Origin of the sequence: Dulcicalothrix desertica PCC 7102 (genome assembly GCF_003991905.1) — a bacterium.
Taxonomy (GTDB): domain Bacteria; phylum Cyanobacteriota; class Cyanobacteriia; order Cyanobacteriales; family Nostocaceae; genus Dulcicalothrix; species Dulcicalothrix desertica.
The window spans coordinates 251,295-273,557 of record NZ_RSCL01000014.1 but is presented as its reverse complement, the minus strand read 5'-3'; the positions used below and the strand labels follow the sequence as shown (position 1 = coordinate 273,557).

At 39.4% G+C, this 22,263-nt stretch carries 17 protein-coding genes; 11 read left to right on the top strand and 6 right to left on the bottom strand.

Annotation, left to right across the window (positions count from 1 at the left end; all coding sequences use genetic code 11):
- Window positions 1-33: 33 nt before the first annotated feature.
- Both DSM106972_RS28350 and DSM106972_RS55005 read left to right on the top strand, forming a co-directional pair.
- Window positions 34-750, top strand: a complete 717-nt coding sequence (locus DSM106972_RS28350) for a hypothetical protein (protein WP_325052221.1) — start codon at window positions 34-36, stop codon at window positions 748-750.
- 333 nt (window positions 751-1,083) lie between these two features.
- Entirely contained in the window at window positions 1,084-1,254 is a 171-nt protein-coding gene (locus DSM106972_RS55005) for a hypothetical protein (protein WP_127083868.1), read from the top strand.
- On the opposite strand, the gene DSM106972_RS28340 is transcribed toward DSM106972_RS55005, so the two are convergent.
- Window positions 1,255-2,199: an N-acetylmuramoyl-L-alanine amidase gene (locus tag DSM106972_RS28340; RefSeq protein WP_127083819.1), complete on the bottom strand. Its 945-nt coding sequence runs from the start codon at window positions 2,197-2,199 to the stop codon at window positions 1,255-1,257.
- A 301-nt stretch (window positions 2,200-2,500) separates the two neighbouring features.
- Between DSM106972_RS28340 and metH the strand changes: the two genes are divergently transcribed.
- Window positions 2,501-6,064: a methionine synthase gene (metH, locus tag DSM106972_RS28335; RefSeq protein WP_127083818.1), complete on the top strand. Its 3,564-nt coding sequence runs from the start codon at window positions 2,501-2,503 to the stop codon at window positions 6,062-6,064.
- A 342-nt stretch (window positions 6,065-6,406) separates the two neighbouring features.
- Here metH and DSM106972_RS28330 read toward each other — a convergent pair whose 3' ends face one another.
- Window positions 6,407-7,681, bottom strand: coding sequence for an McrC family protein (locus tag DSM106972_RS28330; protein WP_233787032.1), 1,275 nt, complete (start codon window positions 7,679-7,681; stop codon window positions 6,407-6,409).
- Between DSM106972_RS28330 and DSM106972_RS55435 the strand changes: the two genes are divergently transcribed.
- The 5 genes from DSM106972_RS55435 (at window position 7,575) to DSM106972_RS28305 (ending at window position 10,041) form a co-directional block, all read left to right on the top strand.
- Complete coding sequence (locus DSM106972_RS55435) at window positions 7,575-8,111, top strand: ATP-binding domain-containing protein (protein WP_325052222.1); 537 nt, start codon at window positions 7,575-7,577, stop codon at window positions 8,109-8,111. The genes DSM106972_RS28330 and DSM106972_RS55435 overlap by 107 nt on opposite strands.
- Before the next feature lie 73 nt (window positions 8,112-8,184).
- A complete protein-coding gene (locus DSM106972_RS28320; protein WP_127083817.1) occupies window positions 8,185-8,430 on the top strand; it encodes a hypothetical protein in 246 nt (81 codons plus the stop codon).
- A 5-nt stretch (window positions 8,431-8,435) separates the two neighbouring features.
- Window positions 8,436-8,840, top strand: a complete 405-nt coding sequence (locus tag DSM106972_RS28315; protein ID WP_127083816.1) for a type II toxin-antitoxin system VapC family toxin — start codon at window positions 8,436-8,438, stop codon at window positions 8,838-8,840.
- A gap of 41 nt (window positions 8,841-8,881) precedes the next feature.
- Window positions 8,882-9,064, top strand: coding sequence for a hypothetical protein (locus DSM106972_RS28310; RefSeq protein WP_127083815.1), 183 nt, complete (start codon window positions 8,882-8,884; stop codon window positions 9,062-9,064).
- Window positions 9,065-9,423: 359 nt separating this feature from the next.
- The gene (locus tag DSM106972_RS28305; protein WP_127083814.1) at window positions 9,424-10,041 is read left to right on the top strand and encodes an FMN-dependent NADH-azoreductase; all 618 of its coding nucleotides are present in this window, start codon (window positions 9,424-9,426) and stop codon (window positions 10,039-10,041) included.
- A gap of 246 nt (window positions 10,042-10,287) precedes the next feature.
- On the opposite strand, the gene DSM106972_RS28300 is transcribed toward DSM106972_RS28305, so the two are convergent.
- From DSM106972_RS28300 to DSM106972_RS28290, 3 genes are all read right to left on the bottom strand, one after another.
- Window positions 10,288-13,062 carry a peptidase domain-containing ABC transporter gene (locus DSM106972_RS28300; RefSeq protein WP_127083813.1) on the bottom strand — a complete coding sequence of 925 codons (2,775 nt, stop codon included), beginning with the start codon at window positions 13,060-13,062 and terminating at the stop codon, window positions 10,288-10,290.
- Window positions 13,011-13,769: a foldase protein PrsA gene (locus DSM106972_RS28295; protein ID WP_127083812.1), complete on the bottom strand. Its 759-nt coding sequence runs from the start codon at window positions 13,767-13,769 to the stop codon at window positions 13,011-13,013. Before DSM106972_RS28295 ends, DSM106972_RS28300 begins: the two co-directional genes overlap by 52 nt.
- Before the next feature lie 298 nt (window positions 13,770-14,067).
- The gene (locus DSM106972_RS28290) at window positions 14,068-14,856 is read right to left on the bottom strand and encodes a TIGR00297 family protein (RefSeq protein ID WP_127083811.1); all 789 of its coding nucleotides are present in this window, start codon (window positions 14,854-14,856) and stop codon (window positions 14,068-14,070) included.
- Between the two features lie 257 nt (window positions 14,857-15,113).
- Between DSM106972_RS28290 and DSM106972_RS28285 the strand changes: the two genes are divergently transcribed.
- The 3 genes from DSM106972_RS28285 (at window position 15,114) to DSM106972_RS28275 (ending at window position 20,709) form a co-directional block, all read left to right on the top strand.
- The gene (locus tag DSM106972_RS28285) at window positions 15,114-17,006 is read left to right on the top strand and encodes a S8 family peptidase (RefSeq protein WP_127083810.1); all 1,893 of its coding nucleotides are present in this window, start codon (window positions 15,114-15,116) and stop codon (window positions 17,004-17,006) included.
- A 373-nt stretch (window positions 17,007-17,379) separates the two neighbouring features.
- The gene (locus DSM106972_RS28280) at window positions 17,380-18,825 is read left to right on the top strand and encodes a C2 family cysteine protease (RefSeq protein ID WP_127083809.1); all 1,446 of its coding nucleotides are present in this window, start codon (window positions 17,380-17,382) and stop codon (window positions 18,823-18,825) included.
- A 450-nt stretch (window positions 18,826-19,275) separates the two neighbouring features.
- Window positions 19,276-20,709 carry a S8 family peptidase gene (locus DSM106972_RS28275; protein WP_127083808.1) on the top strand — a complete coding sequence of 478 codons (1,434 nt, stop codon included), beginning with the start codon at window positions 19,276-19,278 and terminating at the stop codon, window positions 20,707-20,709.
- A 54-nt stretch (window positions 20,710-20,763) separates the two neighbouring features.
- On the opposite strand, the gene DSM106972_RS28270 is transcribed toward DSM106972_RS28275, so the two are convergent.
- Window positions 20,764-22,260, bottom strand: coding sequence for a beta-barrel domain-containing protein (locus DSM106972_RS28270; RefSeq protein ID WP_127083807.1), 1,497 nt, complete (start codon window positions 22,258-22,260; stop codon window positions 20,764-20,766).
- Between the last annotated feature and the right edge of the window lie 3 nt (window positions 22,261-22,263).

Below are 22,263 nucleotides of genomic sequence, written 5' to 3'. Positions count from 1 at the left end.
CCCCCATAAAATTAATCAAGTAATTAGCCTAGTATGAATTTTACATCAAGTACAAGCTACCATCCACAAGCAGAGGATACAAGTATTGAAGCTGATATCTATTTATTTAATCGATTACGTCAATTATCTTTCAAAGATAGACTTGAGATTTTTGCAGCACATGACCGAGGTGTTAAAAAGCTTTCTCTCGCAGGTGTTAAAATGCGTAATAGAGAGGCGCCTATCGAGACAATACGATTACACTTTGCCCGTGCTGTTTTAGGAGATAAATTTCCAGAAGGGTTTCAACCTAAAGGTACAGATGAAAAAATGTGGATTCAAGATTCTATTGCGCTTGCAGGCGAATTACATCAAATTTTTGAGTCAGTAAATATTTTATATTATGTCAGTGGGGGTGTTGCAAGTTCCATTCATGGTGAAGCACGCTCAACGCGCGATTTAGATTTAGTAATTAGTTTGGAAGTTGGACGAGTAAATATTGTTGTACAAACATTAGAAACTGCTGGTTTTTATTGTCTAGCTTTGTCAGTTGAGAATATCAAACAAGGAAGAGAACGTAGTCTTAGCATTACTCATACTGTAACAATTGCTAATGCCGACCTAATTATAATGGATAATTCAGCGTTTGCAATATCTCAAATGTCGCGACGTATTTTAGCATTAGTCGAGGGTGTTTCCCCATTTTGGGTTGCTTCAAGAGAAGATATGGTGCTGCAAAAGTTGATGTGGGGAAGAGGTAGTCAATCATAAAAACAGTGGCGTGACGTTTTAGGTATAATTAAATTACAAGCTGAAAATTTAGATTATGGTTATCTTGTTGAATGGGCAGAAAATCTAGATTTAGTTGATGCATTAACAAGGGCTTTTGCTGAAGCTGGAGTTTAGTTTCATGTATTGGCGCCTGTATATGATAAAAATAGATTCACTTGACCATCTTGCAAAAATACCGCTTTAATGTAAAACTAGCCAGGTAGTTTTATGAGAACGGGCAAGGATGCCCATTCCACCTTGAGTATGAAATTATTGTAAATTCTTGATTCTAGGTTTGATTAGTCTTAAATTCTGGGAACTGTATAAGTAGTAATCATATATAGATATACAGATAGTATAAATTCAATAATTTTTAGCCAAGATGGAGAATTAATAGCAAGCAGTAGTAAAGATAATCAAATCAAGCTATGGAAACTAATTAAATCACATCAAGAACATTGTGATTACTCTTGTGGAATGGGCATCCCTGCCCGTTCCATATAATTAATTAATAGCAAGTTCTCTAAAAGAGTGGAGTATACTGTAAAACTTATCAAAATCAAAACTTACGGGGTCAATTCTTTGTCCCGAACGGTCAACTGTACGGTGAGTAGTAATGCGTTCATCAGGAACATCGCTTTGTGCGACTAACCAAGCTAATGAATTATATTGCTCATCTGTATAACCGCTATGACTAGATACATTTTTATCCCATGCATCGGGTGGTGTCTCTAGCGAAACATGATAAGCAAAGTTGTTGACAGAAGGTTTTAAAGTTGGGTTAGTTTGTACTGTTTCGGGACCATTAAGACCATCGAATACTGAGTTGCCGGCGCCGAACGCACGTTTATCTGGCGGAACAAGATAAACAACTAACCCATTACGTGCGATTAAAGTATGGTAGCTAACTTGTCTGTTTTCGTCCTGTGAATTATTGCTTCTAAACGTATTAACAGCGCTTTGTGCAGAATTTGTAGTTTCGTGTAGAACTATAATTGGTGGGTTGCTAATAGGAGTGCCATTAATATCAGTAGCGAACCTATCCCCATAATTACTTGGGTCTGCCCAGGCAACTACATATTTAGGTGTGTAACTTTTAAATGCATAAGTAGTAGTGAACGTGCGTTTGGGTGGTTGCTTATTAGTTGGCGCCTTTTTTGGTGCAGCTTGTGCGGCAATAGTTTTGGCAGGAGTTGGTTGTACAGGCGCCTTACTCGCTTGTAATGGTTGATTATTTACAGGTTGGTTAGGTATTTGTGCGGCGGGTGGTTTAAGATCAGATTGGTACTGCACTTTAGCTGGACTCCAATCTGCTTGCTCTGACGAACCAAGTTGCTCGCCTAGCTTATCTGAACTAGAAACGTCTTTGCTACCAATAAAAAACACAATCACACCCAAGACTACTAAAGAAATAGCCAGCATTCTAGTTATCCAAGTGCTATCTCGCATTTCTAATAATTACCCACACTACTCTATGTAATTTTAGTATCAACTCTCTGTTATAAATAGGCAACTTATATACAAGCAAATAAATTTGTTGGGTTACGTTCCTCTACCCAACCTACAATAAAATGTAGCTTATAATACTTTTTTTTTGGATATCAGTATTTAGACGGATAGATATGATTGTTAGGCAAGCAAAATCTTTAAACATTTCAGTAGAAATTCAGTTACTCAAAAGCCCTAAAAATTTAGGAGAATATTAAATAAAGTGGAACAAAACCACAATAACTCAATTTAGTTTGAAAGTATGCCTAATTCCTTTCTCGAACACTTACATAGTCCCAACCGTCCGGTCATAGTGTTTGACGGTGCGATGGGTACAAACTTACAATCACAAAACCTGACTGCTGATGACTTTGGTGGCGCCGAGTACGAGGGCTGTAACGAGTACCTTGTCCACACGAACCCCGAAGCTGTGGCAAAAGTTCACCGTGACTTTTTAGCAGCAGGGGCCGATGTTATCGAAACAGATACTTTTGGTGGTACATCTACTGTACTTGCTGAGTATAACTTGCAAGATCAAGTTTATTACCTCAATAAAACGGCGGCAGAACTGGCGAAACGTTGTACTGAGGAATACTCTACACCAGAAAAACCTCGTTTTGTTGCTGGTTCGATGGGTCCAGGTACTAAGTTACCAACTTTAGGACACATCGACTACGACACGATGAAAGATGGCTTTGCTCAACAAGCCGAAGCGCTTTGGGATGGTGGTGTAGATTTGTTTATTATTGAGACATGCCAAGACGTGCTGCAAATTAAAGCTGCACTCAATGGTGTGGAAGAAGTTTTTGCTCAGAAGGGTGATAGGCGCCCGATAATGGTTTCTGTAACGATGGAAACAATGGGGACAATGCTAGTAGGAACGGAAATTAACGCCGTTGTGACTATTTTGGAACCATATAAAATAGACATTCTTGGTTTGAACTGTGCGACTGGGCCCGACTTGATGAAACCGCACATCAAATATTTAAGTGAGCATTCGCCGTTTATAGTTTCCTGTGTGCCAAACGCGGGTTTACCAGAAAACGTTGGTGGACAAGCGCATTATAAGCTTACACCGATAGAATTACAGATGCATTTGATGCACTTCGTTGAAGACCTGGGTGTCCAAGTGATAGGGGGTTGCTGTGGGACAAGACCGGCGCACATTCAACAACTTGCAGAAATTGCTAAAAAACTAAAACCTGCTGAACGTCATCCACAGTTACAACCTGCGGCAGCGTCTATATACAGCACACAAAATTACACTCAAGATAATTCTTTCTTAATTGTAGGGGAGAGACTCAACGCCAGCGGTTCTAAGAAATGCCGCGAAATGCTTAATGCTGAAGACTGGGATGGACTTGTGTCGATGGCACGCGCACAAGTTAAAGAAGGCGCCCACATCCTTGATGTTAACGTAGACTATGTAGGACGCGACGGTGTCAGGGATATGCACGAGTTAGTATCCCGCATTGTTAATAATGTAAACTTGCCTTTAATGCTTGACTCAACCGAATGGGAAAAAATGGAGTCAGGATTGAAAGTTGCGGGTGGTAAGTGCATTCTCAACTCTACCAACTACGAAGACGGCGAAGAAAGATTTTTTAAGGTGTTGGAACTTGCTAAGAAATACGGCGCCGGAGTAGTTATTGGTACAATTGACGAAGAAGGAATGGCGCGCACCGCTGATAAGAAATTTGAAATAGCCCAGCGTGCCTATAGTGCAGTGATTGAATATGGTATACCTGCACACGAAATATTTTTTGATACCTTAGCTCTACCTGTTTCTACTGGTATTGAGGAAGATAGAGAAAATGGAAAAGCCACTATAGAGGCAATTAAGAGGATTCGTGAGAATTTACCTGGTTGTCACTTTATGCTTGGTGTATCAAATATATCCTTTGGTTTAAATCCAGCCGCGCGGATAGTATTAAACTCAATGTTTTTGCACGAAGCAATGCAAGTAGGAATGGATGGAGCAATAGTCAGTCCCAATAAAATATTACCGCTAGCGAAGATTGAGGAGAAGCATCAAGAAATTTGCCGCGATTTAATTTATGATAATCGCAAGTTTGAGAATGACATTTGTGTATACGACCCCCTCACAATACTCACGACATTATTTGAAGGGGTAACAACCAAGCGCGATAAAGGTGTTGACGAAAATCTCCCCGTTGAAGAGCGTCTCAAACGTCATATTATAGACGGTGAGCGCATAGGATTAGAAGATGCTCTCAAACAGGCACTCTTAAAACACCCAGCTTTAGACATTATCAATATTTTCTTACTCGACGGCATGAAAGTAGTCGGTGAGTTATTTGGTTCCGGACAAATGCAGCTACCATTTGTACTACAGTCCGCCGAAACCATGAAGTCAGCGGTAGCTTTCTTAGAACCGTTCATGGAGAAAAGTGAAACTGAGGATGCAAACAGTGGCAAAGGAACGTTCATTATTGCCACAGTCAAAGGAGACGTTCACGACATCGGCAAAAACCTAGTAGATATTATCTTGTCGAACAACGGTTACAGGGTAATTAACCTGGGTATTAAACAACCTGTAGAGAATATCATCGAAGCATACAACAAATACAAAGCCGATTGTATCGCGATGAGCGGCTTACTCGTTAAGTCAACGGCGTTCATGAAAGAAAACTTGGAAATATTCAACGAAAAAGGCATCACCGTACCTGTAATATTAGGAGGCGCCGCCTTAACACCCAAGTTTGTTTACGAAGACTGCCAAAAAGCCTATAAAGGCAGAGTCGTATACGGCAAAGACGCATTCTCTGACCTCCACTTCATGGACAAACTCATGCCCGCCAAAGCATCCACACAATGGGATGATATAAGTGGCTTCTTGGGAGAATATGCCAGCGAAAACGAAGTAGGCAGAAACGCGCTTAAAGAAGAAGAGAATGCGAAGAAAAAGCCAGAAGAACCAAGGGAAATAGATACTCTTCGTTCTGAAGCAGTCGATATAAACATCGAACGTCCCACACCACCTTTCTGGGGAACAAAACTACTACAAGGAAGTGATATTCCTTGGGATGAAATATTCTGGCATCTTGACTTGCAAGCACTTGTAGCAGGTCAGTGGCAGTTCCGCAAACCCAAAGAACAAACTAAGGAAGAGTATCAAGCTTTCTTAGAAGAGAAGGTTTATCCTATTCTTGAAAAATGGAAAGCGCGTGTTGTTGAGGAGAATTTGCTGCACCCGCAGGTGTTATATGGGTATTTTCCTTGTAATGCTGAGGGGAATACACTATATATATGGGACGGGCAGGATGCCCATTCCACAAGAGAGGATGCCCATTCCACAAGAACAAGTGAGGTTGCTGCATTTGAATTTCCTCGTCAGCGTTCTGGGCGCCGTTTATGTATAGCCGACTTTTTTGCACCAAAGGAGACGGGTATTGTTGATGTGTTTCCAATGCAAGCGGTGACAGTAGGAGAAATAGCTACCGAGTTTGCACAAAAGCTATACAAAGATAACCAATATACCGATTATCTGTATTTCCACGGTATGGCTGTGCAAATAGCAGAAGCTTTGGCTGAGTGGTCACACGCTAGAATACGCCGTGAATTAGGGTTTAGCGCGCAGGAACCCGATAATATTCGCGATATGCTCGCACAAAGATATCAAGGTTCACGGTATAGCTTTGGTTATCCTGCTTGTCCGAATATTCAAGACCAGTATAAACAGCTTGAATTGTTGGGCGCCGAACGTATTAAGATGCACATGGATGAAAGCGAGCAATTGTACCCAGAACAAAGTACAACTGCTATTATCACCTATCATCCAGTAGCCAAATACTTCAGCGCATAAATTTGTATTCGTAGCACAGGCATCTTGCCTGTGCAGTAAATATAATTTTTTACCACAGAGACACAGAGGACACAGAGTAGAGACGTGATATATCACGTCTCTACAGAGATTAAAATAGGCGCCAAATCTGAAAACTAATCACATAAACCTTCCTAAGTGCAATTTCTCCGATTAATTATCTCTAAAGGCAGAATATAATTTTTGAGTTCGAGATATAATTTTAAAAGAAGGAGTCTATACCGGAACACCCTCCGTTTGGGAGAGTTAAGCTACAAAGCTAGGGATAAACTCTTTTATTATATTAAGCATATGAAGGTAATAAACAGTGCCCTAGGTATTGGCTTATTCAATATGTTCAGAAAATAACTCATTCAAAAAAGTATTGCCTGCATATTCAAAATCATCATTAAGTGAAAAAGTTAAACTGCGGATCCGTATATCCCCAACGTACTGGTTTAAAGGCTGCTTTAAAAGAGTTGGATATAGTAAGATAGCTTCTTTACAATTTTTGGAAACAGCATAAGCTATAACTTGTGCAACATCATCGGATGATACGCTTGCTGTATTTTTATATTTTGTATCAATGATAAAGCGAGGAATACTAGTTAAGCTTTCATAAACGACTAAATCAGTTTTAAAATACAAACTTTTGACTATATCAATCCTTTCTTGATACTTTAGCATCAAGTTTTTGGGTAAATTGACTTTAAGCCATTCAGCAATAAATAATTCATATAATCTTGCCATATCCACAAGGAAAGGTAGCGATATATGTTCCCCTTTTTCATGGGTAGGTACAGAATTATCTAAAAATAATCGAGAAAGATTGTGTAACAGTTCATAATCTTGGTTTAAACTATTATAATTTATTCCAATACAATCTTTTGAGCTACAAATTTGTAACGTCACAAAACCTTGTAGTGCATGAAAAGCTCTTCGTACAGTCGAAGATACTTTTTCTGAACACAAACCGCTACGACCGATAATATAAACTGTCCATAGTAAAATTCGGTTTTCTACAATATCTGTAGTCTGTTCCTGATAGTGACATCTGAATTTAACATTCCACGGATTTTTAATTGTCTCTTCAATATCCAAGCGTCCTCTCGAATATGTAAGCTGCTCACTTTTGTGAAGATAATTTTTATATAACCCTCTACGGCAGCGCTCTAAAAGCTTTTGGCAAAGTAAATAAGCAAGCTGACTATAAAAATCCTTTACAGAATCACAATTTATTATTCCTTCTAAAAATTTAAAACTCTTAATAGTGTAAGCATACTCTAGCATTCCAAAAATATTTTTTATAGGTATTTTCGGATTAAGCTTTAAGCAAATATGAGAATTAACAGGAATATAACCTACCCATCCTTTCGCTTTTAATTTCCACTGATTTCCTGTTCTATAATTTGGAAAATCAACCTCCAACTGATTTTTATATTTTTTATACAAGTCAATTCCGACTAACTCAGGTATTTCATCTTTAAGAAAATACTTTTCCTCATACTCTTTAATTTCAATAATTCGTTGCTCACTTAGCTTAATAGTTGTATTTTTTGCTTTTTGGAAATCACCTTTAGAAGAAGCTCCTTTTTGTTTAAATAAAAATTGCCGCAACACTCAAAAAATACATGAATATGTTTTAAAGTTTCACCCAGAACCACATTCAACAGCGTCTTTTTGTCCATTGGGGCAGGATGTAGAGTTTCATAACTATAATGGTGATGCTCAATTGAAAAAAATACTTGGGCAAGTGCTTCACCATCTAGTAATTAATGAAGGTTTTGCAACTAAAGATATTGTAATCCTGACAACTACACGCAAACAAGCACTTCAAAACCAGATGGTAGGGCAATTTCGTATTAAAGCAGAACCTGATATCAGCAGAAAAGAAATTCTATGTAATACAATTTATCACTTCAAAGGACTTGAAAGCAAAGTGGTTATTTTAGTTGAAACCGAGTCTCAAACTCCAAACCATCAGCAATTACTTTATGTAGGAGCATCGCGCGCGCGTCACCATTTGATTATTCTTCAACCCCTATCTTAGATAAAAATAAAAGGCTATAAGCAATAATAATGTATAGGTTATAATATAGTCATCTTTAAGCATTCATAAGAATATGAACACTGTAACAAAACATTATCACGTTGGAGAAGATGGTATTTTACATCTAGATGTTCCTATTGGACTATCTAATGTTGAGTTAGAAGTAACTGTTACGTTCCAACTTATAACGCCAATTAGCCAAAACGTTGGTAAAAAAGCAAAAGGCTGGGCGCCTGGATTCTTTGAAGAAACTTATGGCATTTGTAAAGATGACCCTATTGTAATTGATTCTGAGGGAATTATTGAAGATGTCGAGTAATTATTATGAGATACTTATTAGATACTAACGCATGTATAAGATACTTAAACGGTGAATCTCAAATACTACGTCAACGTTTACAGGAAGTTGATTTAGAAGATATAGTAGTTTGCTCCATTGTAAAAATGGAATTATTCTATGGTGCAATGCGAAGTGAAAATCCTGACTTGTCTTGGCGACAACAGCAAAGATTTCTTCAAGTATTTGTTTCATTACCATTTGATGATATTGCGGCTTTATTCGCTGGAAGAATTCGCGCTCAATTAGCTGCTTATGGTACGCCCATAGGAGCTAACGACTTACTAATTGCTTCAATAGCGCTTGCCCATGATCTAACTTTGGTTACACATAACATCGGTGAATTTAACCGAATTGAAGAGTTGCATATAGAGGATTGGGAAGCGTTGTAAGATATAAAAATATGTTTGTAATCAAATTGTAGAAGTGCAAAATGACTGAAGAAGAAGCGATAAATTTACACCGTAAAATAGAAGCTGGGGTTAAAGCCGCTGTTGCTCAAGCGATTGAAAGGCATCGTCGTCTTGGTGAGTCTATTAGTTTTATGAAAGATGGAAAGATAGTGACTTTGACTGCGGAGGAAATTCCTCAGATACAAGTAGATGAGAAACTATAGGTTTCTACCCCAAATGGCTTTAGCTTGACTTATACAGTTTTACATGTTAAAACGCTACTTTTTTGGAAGAGTTAGATAATAACGATAGTTATAATGAATAAGCAGTAGATATTATAACGGTTTTTATTTAAATTAAGTGCATGAGGGCAGGCAAGGATGCCTGCTCCACAAGAAGCTTTACTAATTAAATCTGTATCTTATGGGCGCCCTTATACTAGTTTTAGTAGGGTAATGCAAATGCTCTACACGCTATAATTTAGTTAAATATCTAAAGAATTGCCTGTTATTACCGAAGGAAATAAACACACGTGTCTAAAATCATTATGTACTATTGTATAGCACTATAACTAGGCTGCACAATGGCAAATATTCTACATGTAGATACAAGTCCTCGTGGTGAGCGTTCGATTTCTCGTGGTTTGACTAAGCAGTTTGTTAGTACTTGGCTTGCTGCTCATCCTGGTGATACGGTGACTTACCGAGATATTGGGCATGACCCTGTTCCTCATGTTGATGAAGCTTGGATAGCAGGCGCCTTTAGTCCAGAAGATCAGCGCACTCCTGAGTTAGAAGCTGCTTTGAAAATTTCTGATGAACTTATTGATGAGTTATTGGCAGCAGATATTTATGTTTTCGGCGCCCCAATGTATAACTTTGGTATTTCCTCTGTTTTCAAAGCATATGTAGACCAAGTAGCGAGGGTGGGAAGAACTTTCGCCATTACCCAAAATGGATTTGAAGGTTTGCTCAAAAATAAGAAGGCTTTTGTTATTACCGCGCGCGGAGGTAGTTTTGCCCCTGGTACACCATTTGCACAGTATGATTTTCAGGAACCTTACCTGCGAACATTTTTTGGATTTATAGGTGTTACAGATGTAACCTTTATTCATGCTGAGAATTTATCGGGTGATGAAGCACGAGAAAAAACTTTAATAGCGGCGAAGGAAGCAATAGAAAGATTAGTTGCTACGCGGTAATTTTAATAGTTTTGGTGGGTAGGGAGTGCAACGGATGTTGGAACGGATGTAATGGATAGTTGATTCGTTTAAGAAAGGCGCCGCAAAATCAAATTTTGTTTATATCAAATAAATCATCCGTTACATCCGCTCTCATCCGTTGCTAATCAACTCCTCTCTGTGCTAACAGTACAAATGCACATAACACAGGCGGGACGCCCATGCTACAAACCCACTCAGCACGAGCGCACTCAGCACTTTCCACTCTTAGACGTTAGCTTGCTGACGTTGATAAAGTGACCAATATAGTCCTTTGTCGCGTAGTAGTCCTTCGTGTGTTCCGCGTTCTGCTATTACTCCGCGTTCCATTACTAAAATTTGGTCGGCGCGCTTCAGTGGGGCGAAGCGGTGAGCAATAATAAAGACGGTACGGTTTTGTGAGACTTTTTGCAGGTTTTGCAGTACTTGTTGTTCGGTTTCGGCATCGAGTGCGCTTGTTGCTTCGTCTAGTATTAATATCGGCGCCTTTGATAAAAATAATCTTGCTAGGGCAATACGCTGACGTTGACCTCCCGACAATGCAGTTCCTCGCTCACCTGCATTTGTTTCGTAACCGTGGGGTAGTTGACTGATAAAGTCGTGTGCAACGGCAAGACGCGCAGCTTCCACTACTTGTTCGGCTGAAATATCGGGGTTTCCTAATGTGATGTTTTCCAAAATGGAAGCGTTAAATAAAAAGTCTTCTTGGAGAACAACAGCTATTTGCTGACGCAATGACGCTAAGTCTACACTCTTTATATCAAACCCATCTATTAAAATACGACCCGATTCGATTGTATATAGTCGCTGGAGTAATTTGGAAAGTGTACTTTTTCCAGAGCCACTGCGACCAACTATACCGATAAATTGTCCTGGTTCTACGTTGAAGGATATTCCACGTAACACAGGTTCGGTACCTTCTTTGTAGCGGAAAAATACTTGCTCGAATGATACTTCACCTTTGAGTGGGGGTAATACTAAGCCAGTTCCTGGTTCCGCTTCTGGCGCCACGTTCAAGATATCACCTATTCTGTCTACAGATAGTAATACTTGCTGCAGGTTTTGCCACAGTTGCACTAAACGCAGTAAGGGCCCGGTTACACGTCCCGAAAGCATCTGAAACGCTACTAACTGACCAATTGTTAGTTTTTGCTCAATTACTAACTTGGCGCCGAACCATAATATTAGCAAGCTTGACAAGTTTGTTAAAAAGTCACCAATATTGCTACTAATATTTTGTGTAGTAGAAGCTTTAAAACCTGTACGAATAAAGCGAGCAAATAATCCTTCCCAACGGTCGCGTGCTACTGGTTCTGCAGCATGGGCTTTGACTGAGTGTATACCTGTAACGGTTTCTACTAAGAATGATTGGCTGTCTGCACTACGGTTAAAGGTTTCGTTCAGCCAGTTACGTAATATTGGTGTTGCAACTAGTGTCAGTGTGGCGAATAATGGTAGTACTGCTAACCCAGCAAAGGTTAAAGGAATGCTGTAGTAGAACATTAACGCCAAATATACGACGGCAAATATACTGTCTAGTACAACAGTTAATGCTGTTCCTGTTAAGAATTGACGTATTTGTTCGAGTTCCTGTACCCGTGCGACTGTATCCCCAACCCGACGTGATTCAAAATACGCTAAAGGTAGCCGCATTAAATGCCGGAATAATTGGGCTGATAAACTTAAATCAAGGCGCCGTGCAGTATGAGTAAAGATAAATAAACGAAGTACACCGAGTAATGCTTCAAATAATGCTACAGACAATAAAGCGATTGCCATAACATCAAGAGTCGGTAGACTCTCTTGCACCATTACCTTGTCAATAACGACTTGGGTAATTAAAGGTGTCGTAAGTCCAAGTAACTGTAATGTAAAAGAAGCTAACAATACCTCAGTTAATAAACCTCGGTACCGCATTACTGCTGGCAAAAACCAACTGAGGTTAAATTTCTCTTGCTTGTTAACTACTTCAGTTTGCCAAAGATTACCATCCCAAGCTTCGACGACCATTTGTTGCGGTAAACTTTCAGTTTTACCCTCTTGATTAAGAGGGTTAGCAACAATGAGTCTATCTCCCTTCATTGCATAAGCAACAACCCAGGCGCCTTCTTTTGTTTGACCTGTGTTCAAACGCATTAAAGCAGGGAAAGATAATTGTCTCAGGTCTGCCCAAGTTACCTGTACTCGTCGTAAAATAAACCCTAGTTTTTCTGCCGCTTCAACCAAATTTTTCGGTTTTTGTCCTCGAAGTTGACGCTGCACCCATTCAAGCTGCACCGGGTTCTTTAGCTGAATAGCTGCCATCGTCAAACATGCTGCTCCTGTATTGTGACTTGCCACAAATGGGTAACCAGACGATGAGTGAGATGATGCAGTTGCAAGCAGTTCGCGCTGAAATTGAGACTGTTGTGTTCGGGTTTGCGGTACAGAATCTTCTCGCTGTGTATCTAATGACTGTTGCGGGTTATATTCAACTTGCTCAAATCTATTTTCATCTTGGCGAGGTGGTGAGTAAGTAGTGATGCTACCATTACCATTACTCTCTTCTGATATTGAATCAGATGTTGAACCTTCCCAAAAAGCATTAATTTCTGGGTTGGATAACTTTTGCCAAACTTCAACACCCCAGCAAACTACTATTACTTCTTTGCTAGCAGCTACAGCTTTACAGTCAACCGCACACAGTAATAAGTCCCCAAACCAATCACCAGCTTCCATTGTTGCCAGTGGTTTGCTTGTTTCTTCCTCGCGCAGCCTAACTTTACCTGCAACAATAAAATAATGTAAGCCAGGGTTCGTTCTAGACCAAATTTTTTCACCTAACCCATAGCGTGATACTTCAGCAGTATTTTTTAATACGCTTTTATTATCAGGTGTTAACCAGCAAAACGGTGCTTCCTGCCAAGGTAAAGATGCTAGCACTTCGGAGTGCAAGTCTTTATCCGTGGTACTTAGCCCACTTGCAGTCTGACTGTAAGCTTTTGAATTTTCTCTGCTAGCCATTTCTCAAACAACTCGTTTTGTAGTGTCTGCTTTAGTTGAGTATCATCTAAGGATGCTGTTAAGAATTGTTCCACACGGAACAACCCAAAACGCCCTTCTAATTCCAAAGGTCCAATTACTGTACCTGTAGAAGCTACATCGACTGCCGCTCTTAGTATATCCGGTAACGTTCCCCGGCTTACTGGTCCCATCATGCCGTTTACAACCTTGTCATCTGCGAGGGAATATTCACGCGCAATTTGCTCAAAACTGGCGCCTTCTTCAACTTGCGCGTGCAGTTCCTCCGCGAGTTCGTGATTCTCAACGATAATTCGGGATAACACTACTCTATCGAGAAAAATCTTACGTTCAATAAAATATTCTTGAAGTTTGGGGTCGGAAATTGCGGCTTTAAGTTTCTCTAATTTAAAGCTAGATGCAACTGACGAGTGAAAAGTCTCGTAATTAGTACCGTTACTTTTCAACCAGTCGTTGAAACGCTGCGAGTCTGTAAGCTGGTTTTTTAAACGAAAATCGATTATCGCTTGCTCTGTTAATGCTGGACTGATAACAACATCAGCGCGGGTGGCAATTTCCTCGTCAATCACGTATTGACGAAGAATATCACCTATGAACTGCCCCAATTTCCCTGACGCTTGCAGGTATTTCACTGCCTGTGCCACAGAAATTGATTGTTCATCGACGGTTATAAATGAAAGAGATTCCATTGACATAAATACGTATTAATTTATACGTCCAAAAATTATACTATTGTTTTTGAGCAAAAATAGGAGTTAATGGAAGCGCGTGAAGCTACAACCTTAGCCCGTTCTATACTTTAAATGCTCTGTTATAAAAACAGCGCACTTTAATCGTAAGCAAGAATCGCCGAAATCAGCAACTGTACGCTTGCTTTAAGTCAAGCCAACTGCTGGCTGTGTAAGTAATATCTACATCGTAATATTAGTCAAGAAATTGCAAAAAAATTAACTTGATTTTTATGATATAGTACTTATGAACTGTATACTAGCGTGTGAAATAGAGCCACAACACCGACAACAGCATTGCGACGGCGGCGCCTATCAATGTATTTAAAATATTTACCAATTCATTTGTCAGCCATGTGTACCTCGATTGCAGTGTTGCCCCAATTACACTTTCAATATTAGTGGCAATAAAGGCAGCGAGAACACACCACAATACATCAAAACCATTAATCAATCCAACAGCTAGCCCTATTAACGCTTGTGCCAAAGAAGCAACTGCTCCAGCAACAGTACCTTCTAAACTAACGGCGCCTTCTGTTCCCCGTGCTACAGGTTGTAGCGTTGTAATTAGAAATGTTCGCTGCCCATATGCTTTACCTATTTCGCTAGCACAGGTGTCCGAAAGCTTAGTGCTGAAACTCGCGACGTAACCTAACACAAACAGCGAGTGAAGATTATCGAATTGTGAATTTAATGAAAGTGAATTTAATGTGAATACGGCGCCAAGCGCGCATAATGTAGCAGTTAATGCTGAACCCCAAACGTTTTCTGGACCTCTTGCCCCCGAACGTTTTTCTGCGATACCCTCCGCTTCCTTCTGCGAATAACCAACTTTTGTAACAAAAGAACCAACTAAGAAATAGAACATTACTACTATATAACCTGAGAAACCAAGAGTTCCCCAAATTAAGACACCCAGTAACCAAGCGTTAAGGTATCCAGCAACAGTCAGCAGTTTTTTTGGCAAAAGCCATGCGACAGCGAGTAAAGCTGTATTGAGTCCGATCGCTATAACCCAAGGATTGAAATCATTAATTAAAGATAGCATTTGATTCGTTGAGTTCGGAATATTAAAATTTTAATGAAGAAAGCCCATTTATAGATATTTTTTTTTCTAAGTAATATCACTTAGAATGTTGTTTAACCGACAAAATTTAAAATGCTGGATTTAAACTATACGTGAAGGCTCAGTAAAAATATGATGTTTTTTTTGTAAATTTAATCACTATTAATTTTTTTTGCCGCCAAAGCAAGCGAATATCGATTTTGATAGTATTTGTATCTCTCCTGAAAATAAACTAACATATGCCTGCTGACGTTCCCGGTACTTTGTTAAGTACAGCACTAGATATTAAAGTTTCTAGCAATGTACAAGTATTCACTGATACAATTAATTCATCGCAATCAAGCGATTTCTACAAATTTGGGTTACAGGGACGTAGTAGTTTTTACTTATCGCTCAATCGCTTTCGGGGTGACTTAGATGTTGAACTAATAAAAGACAGCAATAATAATGGGTTGGTAGAATCAAGCGAAGTAATTGCTTTTTCACGTTCACCTGCCCGTCGAAGAGAGTTTATTGATGCAAACCTTGATACTGGCACCTATTTCATTCGAGTTTATAGTAACGGTGATGCCGACAGCTTTTACAACTTGTCAGTGTCAGCAACTCCTGAGAGTGATGCTTTACCACCAATATCATCTCAGATAAGTGATGTTGCTTTATCAAGTAGTGTAAATACCACTGATAATAGTGCAAATGTACAGATAACTCCACAAAGTGTGGCGCCTGCAACTCCTACTACTTCTTGGAAAGTAGGAAAATTGAGTGCAGAGACTTTTACTTATAACGGAAGCAGTCAAATTACATACGTGTCTGGAAACGGTAATATTGACTTTGGATTGGGTAAGCGCGACACACTCGATTTTAAAACTGCTGGCATTAGTTCGGGGCAAGTTAGTTATAACTGGGCAACTTCAACAGCAGGTGGTGTAGTTGGAAATCCTGGTAATGGTAATCGTGTTTTTGATTTGATTACAATTAATGCTGGCGCCTACACAGGTTATCAAATATTGTTTGAGGGTATCGAACAACTTGAATTTAGCGACCAAACCTTTGACTTGGCTTCTGTAGTTCCTGGTGCTGCTGCTGGCTTTAAGGGAACTATTATAACTAATGACCCAAAGTTCAACGAGCAAGTCAACTTGTTCACAAGCGGAATTCCTAATGCTTGGCGGTTTACGACTGGCAATGACAGTGTACTAATTGGAATTGAGGATTCAGGGTTGGGTGTAGATGCCAGTGGTAATATTCATCCAGATTTGAGAAGCACAATTTTTTCAGGTACTAACTACATAGATGAGTCAGGTACTGATTTCCACGGTACTAAAGTACAAAGTGTAATTGCAGGCGCCACAAATAACGGTATAGGCATAGCAGGAATAAATTGGGCTTCAAGAGTCAAACATATCGACGTGTTAGGTGGAAATGCCGATGACAAAGATTTGGCAACTGCCACGCAATTACTCATCGACCAAGCAACCTTAAACGGTCAGAACCTAATTGTTAACTTGAGTTTATCGGGTGGAGATAGCCCAGCGTTTAGAAATTTAGTTGCTCAAAACTCAAATAAAGTTTTGTTTGTTGCGGCAGTTGGTAATAGCGGTACTATCTCATCCCTTGGCGCCTTGGCTGAAACAAATCCCAACTTTATTACTGTTGGTTCATCGTGGGGTACTGTAGATGACTATGGCTATGCAAAAACACCTGGAACTAGGGTTGATTATAGTCAAAACAATCCCGAACTGACAGCAACTGGGCAGCCACAATCTCCTTACCCAGAATGGTGGCGTAGTAGTTATGTTGATAATACAACTTTCTTAGCTGGTAAAAAGCCACTAACTTTAATGGCATTAACAGAATATCCAGCAGCTAACGCAACTCAAAATTCAAACGGTGCATTTAGCTTTGGCTATAAAGACAAATTTAATGGTACTTCGGCATCTACACCTATTGTTTCGGGTATAGCTTCGCTTGCTTGGAGCTTAAATCCAACTCTTACTGCTGCACAAGTTAAAGAAATTCTTGCACAAACTGCTGTTGATTTAGGCGCCGCAGGTTATGACCAATATTACGGTCACGGTTTTGTTAACGCTGAAGCTGCTGTGCGTGCTGTTGTAGCGATGGCACGAGCATAAAAATAATCAGTAAAGATGTTACATGTAACGTCTCCTACTCCTCTTTATAAAGAGCTTATAAAGGGGAGTTTTTTTGTCAGTTAACATACTGTCACACTCATTATCCGTATGTTATAAAAAAAAGAGTAGAATTTAATACTTTTTTTTCAGTATAAAATTTATTAGCATAATTATTTTTAACCTGGTAATTACTTAGTATATTAGTAAATTTTATCACGTATATTTCGCGTGGCTGTTTGGTAAATTTAAGCAGCAATATAGAAATTCAACAATTTCATGAAGATAGTAGTGGCTGACTAGCAAGTCCCTTTTATTACAAGGGGCATAGGGTGCTTTGTGCTTAATTCATATAATTTATAAAGCAAGAGTAGTTATGTCGGTTAATTTATTTGAACAGAATGTAAGTATTCAAAATTTGAGTATTAATCAAAGTACACAAATTGTCGCAGGTTCTATATCAGCAGCAAATACAGAAGACTATTATCGATTCAATTTTAGTGGTCGTAGTAGTCTAAATCTTGCAGTCAACGGTTTATATTCAAATGCCAACCTACAAGTATTGAACAGCGACGGTCAAGAATTAGCTGGTTCTTACAACCGACGTAAGCGAGATGAATCTGTAAATATAACGTTGGAAGCAGGTAATTATTACATCAAAGTCTTTCGATTCAAAAACGCGACTACCACATACAATCTCCAATACAGTACTAACTTGATTCCAGAAGTCCCACCACCAACTCAAAGCAGTCCTTCTTGGTTAGATACGATATTTCAAGATGCACAACTGCGTGCGGATATAAAATCATTTTCTATCGATGGTGTAATTGACCGTAGTGAAGTAATTAGAATATTACGTGCATCTGAAGATAATGGTGTAGTTGATAGCACTGAATTTAGAGACTTACAGAATTTGGTTAGTAATGCATCAAGACTAGGGATACCAGAATACGTGCAAGTATTAACGAATAAAGTAGTCAACGGTGATGTCGCAAATCAGAGATATCAGAATAATCCATTAGGTAATCTGACTGCGGGTAGTAGTAGTACTCTAATAGACAATCTTGTAAATAAGTGGTTTTTAGGACGTGACTATCCGACAAGTGCGTATACGTACCAGCAGGCAGGCGGTGTACTATTTCAGAATGGTGTAAATTATCAAGATATTAAACAAGGTCTGATAAATGACTGTTTCTTTCTAGTCGGACTTGCAGCAACAGCAATTCAATCACCAACTACGATTGAGAACATGTTTATCGATAACGGTGACAACACTTACACTGTTAAATTCTTCCGTAATCAAGTCGCAGACTACGTTACAGTCGATAAATATTTACCGACAGACTTAGCCGGAAAATTTGTTTATGCTTCTAAAGGTAGTAGCTATAACAATCCTGCGAATGAACTCTGGGTGGCATTAGCAGAGAAAGCATATGCACAACTGAACGAATCTGGATGGATTTATCAAGACAGTACTAATTCTTATTCGGGTATCGGTAAGGGTGGCTATATCAGTGATGCTTTTTCACACATTACAGGTCAAACAGTTTCAATGAGTAATGTTTTAAGCCTAGAATCGCTTACAGACGCAATTAGTATAGGTAAATCAATTGGCTTTGGGTCTAAGTCAAGTGGAGTGGCGCCAGATATTGTTCCTCTTCACGCATATGCGTTAGTAAATTATGATGCTTCGACACAAACATTCACTCTATTCAACCCGTGGGGAATAGAATTATCATCCAAACCCAGCATCTTACAACTCAACTGGAATCAACTTTTAGCCAATTTCAGCTATTGGGATGGCGCCTTTTTAAGCACATAACGTGACGCTACCAGAAACCGGGCTTCTTTATCCATATCTTGTAATCAAAATCATAACTTTGGTCAGAAGCCCGGTTTCTTTTTATATAAGGTTAATAACCTGATCTTCACCATTAACAATAAAATTTTTAAAAAAACTTATTTCATTCAACTGTTTTTGTAAAACTAGCTGCAAATTTAATATTAAATTCCTAGTTATTATTTACTAGGAAATATTAGCTTTTGTTTTAAATATATTGCCAAAATAAATTCAGCAACAATTAAAAGTTGGTGCATAACTCATTTCTTGTGGGGTGGGCATCCTTGCCCGCCCAATAGTTTAAACGGGCAAGGATGCCCGTTCCACAATCTGTTCCACAATATGGATAATTAAATTTTTGGAAGTTTGTTAGCGTAAGTCCTATAAATATTTAATGTCGCCACAGGAAGTAATTTTTGAGGATAAATACCTATGTTTATTAATAATAAGAATAATGATTTAGCATTACAAAATAGTCTAAATCTAACTTCGAGTTCTTCATTTGATAGCTTAACTACTGATACATACACAGATTTAAGGCGCCGCAGTCGTTCTTATAATAATTTCAATGACAATAATAATACACCTTCGTCTCAGTCATACAGTTCTAATAATGGTTACGGGTTAGTGAATGCCGGAGCAGCTGTTGCATCATCTATTGGTCAACAACCTTTTGCGGATGTGCCTGATACAGGTGGTAATGGTTGGGGCGCCGATATGTTGAAGGCTCCTGAATCTTGGGCAAAAGGGTACACAGGCAAAGGTGTTGTCGTTGCTGTTCTAGATACAGGAGTTGATATTAATCACGTAGATTTAAAAGATAATATTTGGATTAATCCCAACGATGACCCAAACGATGGCTATGCAGGAGACATTCACGGTTGGAACTTTGTAGATAACAACTCAGATGTAATGGATAGAGACGGACATGGAACTCACGTTTCTGGAACGATAGCAGGTGAAAAGAATGACTATGGTGTAACGGGAATTGCTTACGATGCCAAAATTATGCCAGTGAAAGTACTTGATGATAATGGTTCTGGTTCGTATGATTCAATAACCAAGGGTATTTACTATGCAGTAGACCACGGCGCCAATGTTATCAATTTAAGTCTTGGTGGTGGTGGTGCTAATCAAACAATGCAAGATGCCCTTAATTATGCCAGTGGAAAAGGTGTCATAGTTGTCATGGCAGCAGGTAATAGTGGTGGAGCATCACCTATTTATCCCGCACGCTATGCCGAAAAGACGGGTGTAGCAGTTGGAGCAGTCGATAAAGATGGTAATTTAGCGGACTTTTCCAACCGTGCCGGAAATCAACAGCTTACTTATGTAACGGCGCCGGGAGTTAGTATTTATTCAACAGTTCCCAATAATAGCTATGAAAGTTACAGTGGCACCAGCATGGCAACCCCTCACGTTGCAGGTGTGGTAGCGTTGATGCTAAGTGCAAACCGTAGTCTTAACGACAGTCAAGTTCGACAAATTCTTGCCGAAACATCTAAAAACTCTGGACAAGGTAACAATACTATTCCAAGCTTCAATTTTGGTGATATATTCTCAGGTTTTAATCCATTCTCCAACAGTCTCAAATCGACCAATCACAGCAGCAACATTTATAATTACACAAGTGGAATAGATACAGCAGAAAACACCATTGTTTTTGACGGTGCCACTAAAAACACCAGCGTTAATAGCACTTCAGCAATTTACCAATACAGCACAGAAAATACAATTTACAAATCTGACGACTACTCAAGTATGACTACCACAGACCCACAAGACCCGCAAAATATCTTTGAGCGCTACGGAAAAATATTTATGGCGCCATATGAACCATACTTACGTTTATTACCTTCTTCGTAGGATATTGGGAGAGACGTTACATGTAACGTCTCTACAACATGTAACGTTTGTAAATTACCTGACAGAGAAAGCTTCGCTAAATCTGCGGGTAATTGGCTCCATAATGAAGGTTAAAATTGATTTTTGGCGAGTTACTATTTCGCCATTCGCGGTCATACCAGGCGTAAATTGTACTTCTTCTCCCCGTACTATCACTGAGTGTCTATTCAGTTTAATTCGGGTCGGAAATACTAATCCCAGTTCTTTATCTACAATCGCATTCGGGCTGACTTTAGCAACCTCACCTTCAATTGTACCGAACTCTTGGAAGGGGAATGTTGCCATTTTGACTTTAGTTTTCATTCCCTGACGGATAAAACCAATATCGCGGTTAAGAACTTTTACTTCCAGCATTAGCTCTTCGCCATCAGGTAATATTGATAATAATTCTTCACCCGCTTGTACTGGACCCTTGGTTGCTTTAACTTTATATACAGTTCCTGCAACTGGTGATTTAATGGTTTCGTACTCGGTTTGTTTACGGGCTTGTTCTAGTTTCCCGCTTATATCTGTATATTCTTCACGGCGCCTGTTGATTTGCGTTAATACTTCGCTTTGACGTTCAGATGCAAGACGGTCAGATTGCTTTTTAGCGGACACAAAAGCAGCTTGCGCTTGGCGTATCTCTTGAACCTGACCGGCAATATCTTTTTGTAGTGAGGTTACTTTATCTTGTGCTTCGGTAATTTTATTTTGGTTATTTGTAATTTCATCGGAAGCACGGGTCGTTTCAGCATTTGCACGGTTGAGTCGGTCTTGTGCTTCGAGGTAGTCTAGTCGTGGAACGGCGCCATTACCTATTAAAGTACGCATACTTTGCTCACGCTGTTTGGCAAGTGCTACGTTTTGATCTACTTTTTCACGTAGTTGTCGAGCGTTTGCAAGGTTTGTTTGAGCATTGGTAAAACTAGTTTGAGCGTTTGCGAAGTTTTCTTGCAAGCGAGTCAACCGAACTTTTGCTTGCTCTATTAAAGCAGCTTGTTTATTTGCTTCAGCTTCCGCAGCAGCTTGTTTTGCTTCAAAATCTCGTAAGCGTGACGCTAAAAGCTCGTCTTGAATTGGATTTCCAGAACTTTTATTGCCTGTGCGCTCGGCATCAAGGCGCCGTAAATCTTGTTGAATAAGTTTAGCAGACTGCGCTAACCGCGTTACATCTAATTTCTGAAATTCTGGGTCACGTTCGACTAATACTTGGTCTTTAACTATACGTTGCCCTTCTTTTACACGTACTGCGGTAATAGAACCATTACCAATTGATGTTACAGGACGTACTTGGGTTGAAGCTATCAGTTCTCCAGGCGCCGTTGCCACTTCATCAACTTTAGAAAAATGTGCCCACGCGATAGTGCCAAAAACTATAGCAGTAATTGTACCAGCTAGTAATCTTGTATACAGAGGTGGTAACTCTTGTACGGCTTTGCCTAATTCAAAAGATAACTGTTCCTCTGGTCGAGCGAATACTTGTTTTGTTTGACGTGCTTGTGCAGCGTTTGCAGCTAAGGGAGAACGCATAAA

What these genes read in the sequence shown, in the direction of transcription:
- DSM106972_RS28350 (WP_325052221.1), top strand. Translation starts at nt 34, where the DNA reads ATGAATTTTACATCAAGTACAAGCTACCATCCACAAGCAGAGGATACA.
- DSM106972_RS28295 (WP_127083812.1), bottom strand. Translation starts at nt 13,769, where the DNA reads ATGGAATCTCTTTCATTTATAACCGTCGATGAACAATCAATTTCTGTG.
- metH (WP_127083818.1), top strand. Translation starts at nt 2,501, where the DNA reads ATGCCTAATTCCTTTCTCGAACACTTACATAGTCCCAACCGTCCGGTC.
- DSM106972_RS28285 (WP_127083810.1), top strand. Translation starts at nt 15,114, where the DNA reads ATGCCTGCTGACGTTCCCGGTACTTTGTTAAGTACAGCACTAGATATT.
- DSM106972_RS28275 (WP_127083808.1), top strand. Translation starts at nt 19,276, where the DNA reads ATGTTTATTAATAATAAGAATAATGATTTAGCATTACAAAATAGTCTA.
- DSM106972_RS28320 (WP_127083817.1), top strand. Translation starts at nt 8,185, where the DNA reads ATGAACACTGTAACAAAACATTATCACGTTGGAGAAGATGGTATTTTA.
- DSM106972_RS28340 (WP_127083819.1), bottom strand. Translation starts at nt 2,199, where the DNA reads ATGCGAGATAGCACTTGGATAACTAGAATGCTGGCTATTTCTTTAGTA.
- DSM106972_RS28315 (WP_127083816.1), top strand. Translation starts at nt 8,436, where the DNA reads ATGAGATACTTATTAGATACTAACGCATGTATAAGATACTTAAACGGT.
- DSM106972_RS28290 (WP_127083811.1), bottom strand. Translation starts at nt 14,856, where the DNA reads ATGCTATCTTTAATTAATGATTTCAATCCTTGGGTTATAGCGATCGGA.
- DSM106972_RS28300 (WP_127083813.1), bottom strand. Translation starts at nt 13,062, where the DNA reads ATGGCTAGCAGAGAAAATTCAAAAGCTTACAGTCAGACTGCAAGTGGG.
- DSM106972_RS28310 (WP_127083815.1), top strand. Translation starts at nt 8,882, where the DNA reads ATGACTGAAGAAGAAGCGATAAATTTACACCGTAAAATAGAAGCTGGG.
- DSM106972_RS28270 (WP_127083807.1), bottom strand. Translation starts at nt 22,260, where the DNA reads ATGCGTTCTCCCTTAGCTGCAAACGCTGCACAAGCACGTCAAACAAAA.
- DSM106972_RS28305 (WP_127083814.1), top strand. Translation starts at nt 9,424, where the DNA reads ATGGCAAATATTCTACATGTAGATACAAGTCCTCGTGGTGAGCGTTCG.
- DSM106972_RS28280 (WP_127083809.1), top strand. Translation starts at nt 17,380, where the DNA reads ATGTCGGTTAATTTATTTGAACAGAATGTAAGTATTCAAAATTTGAGT.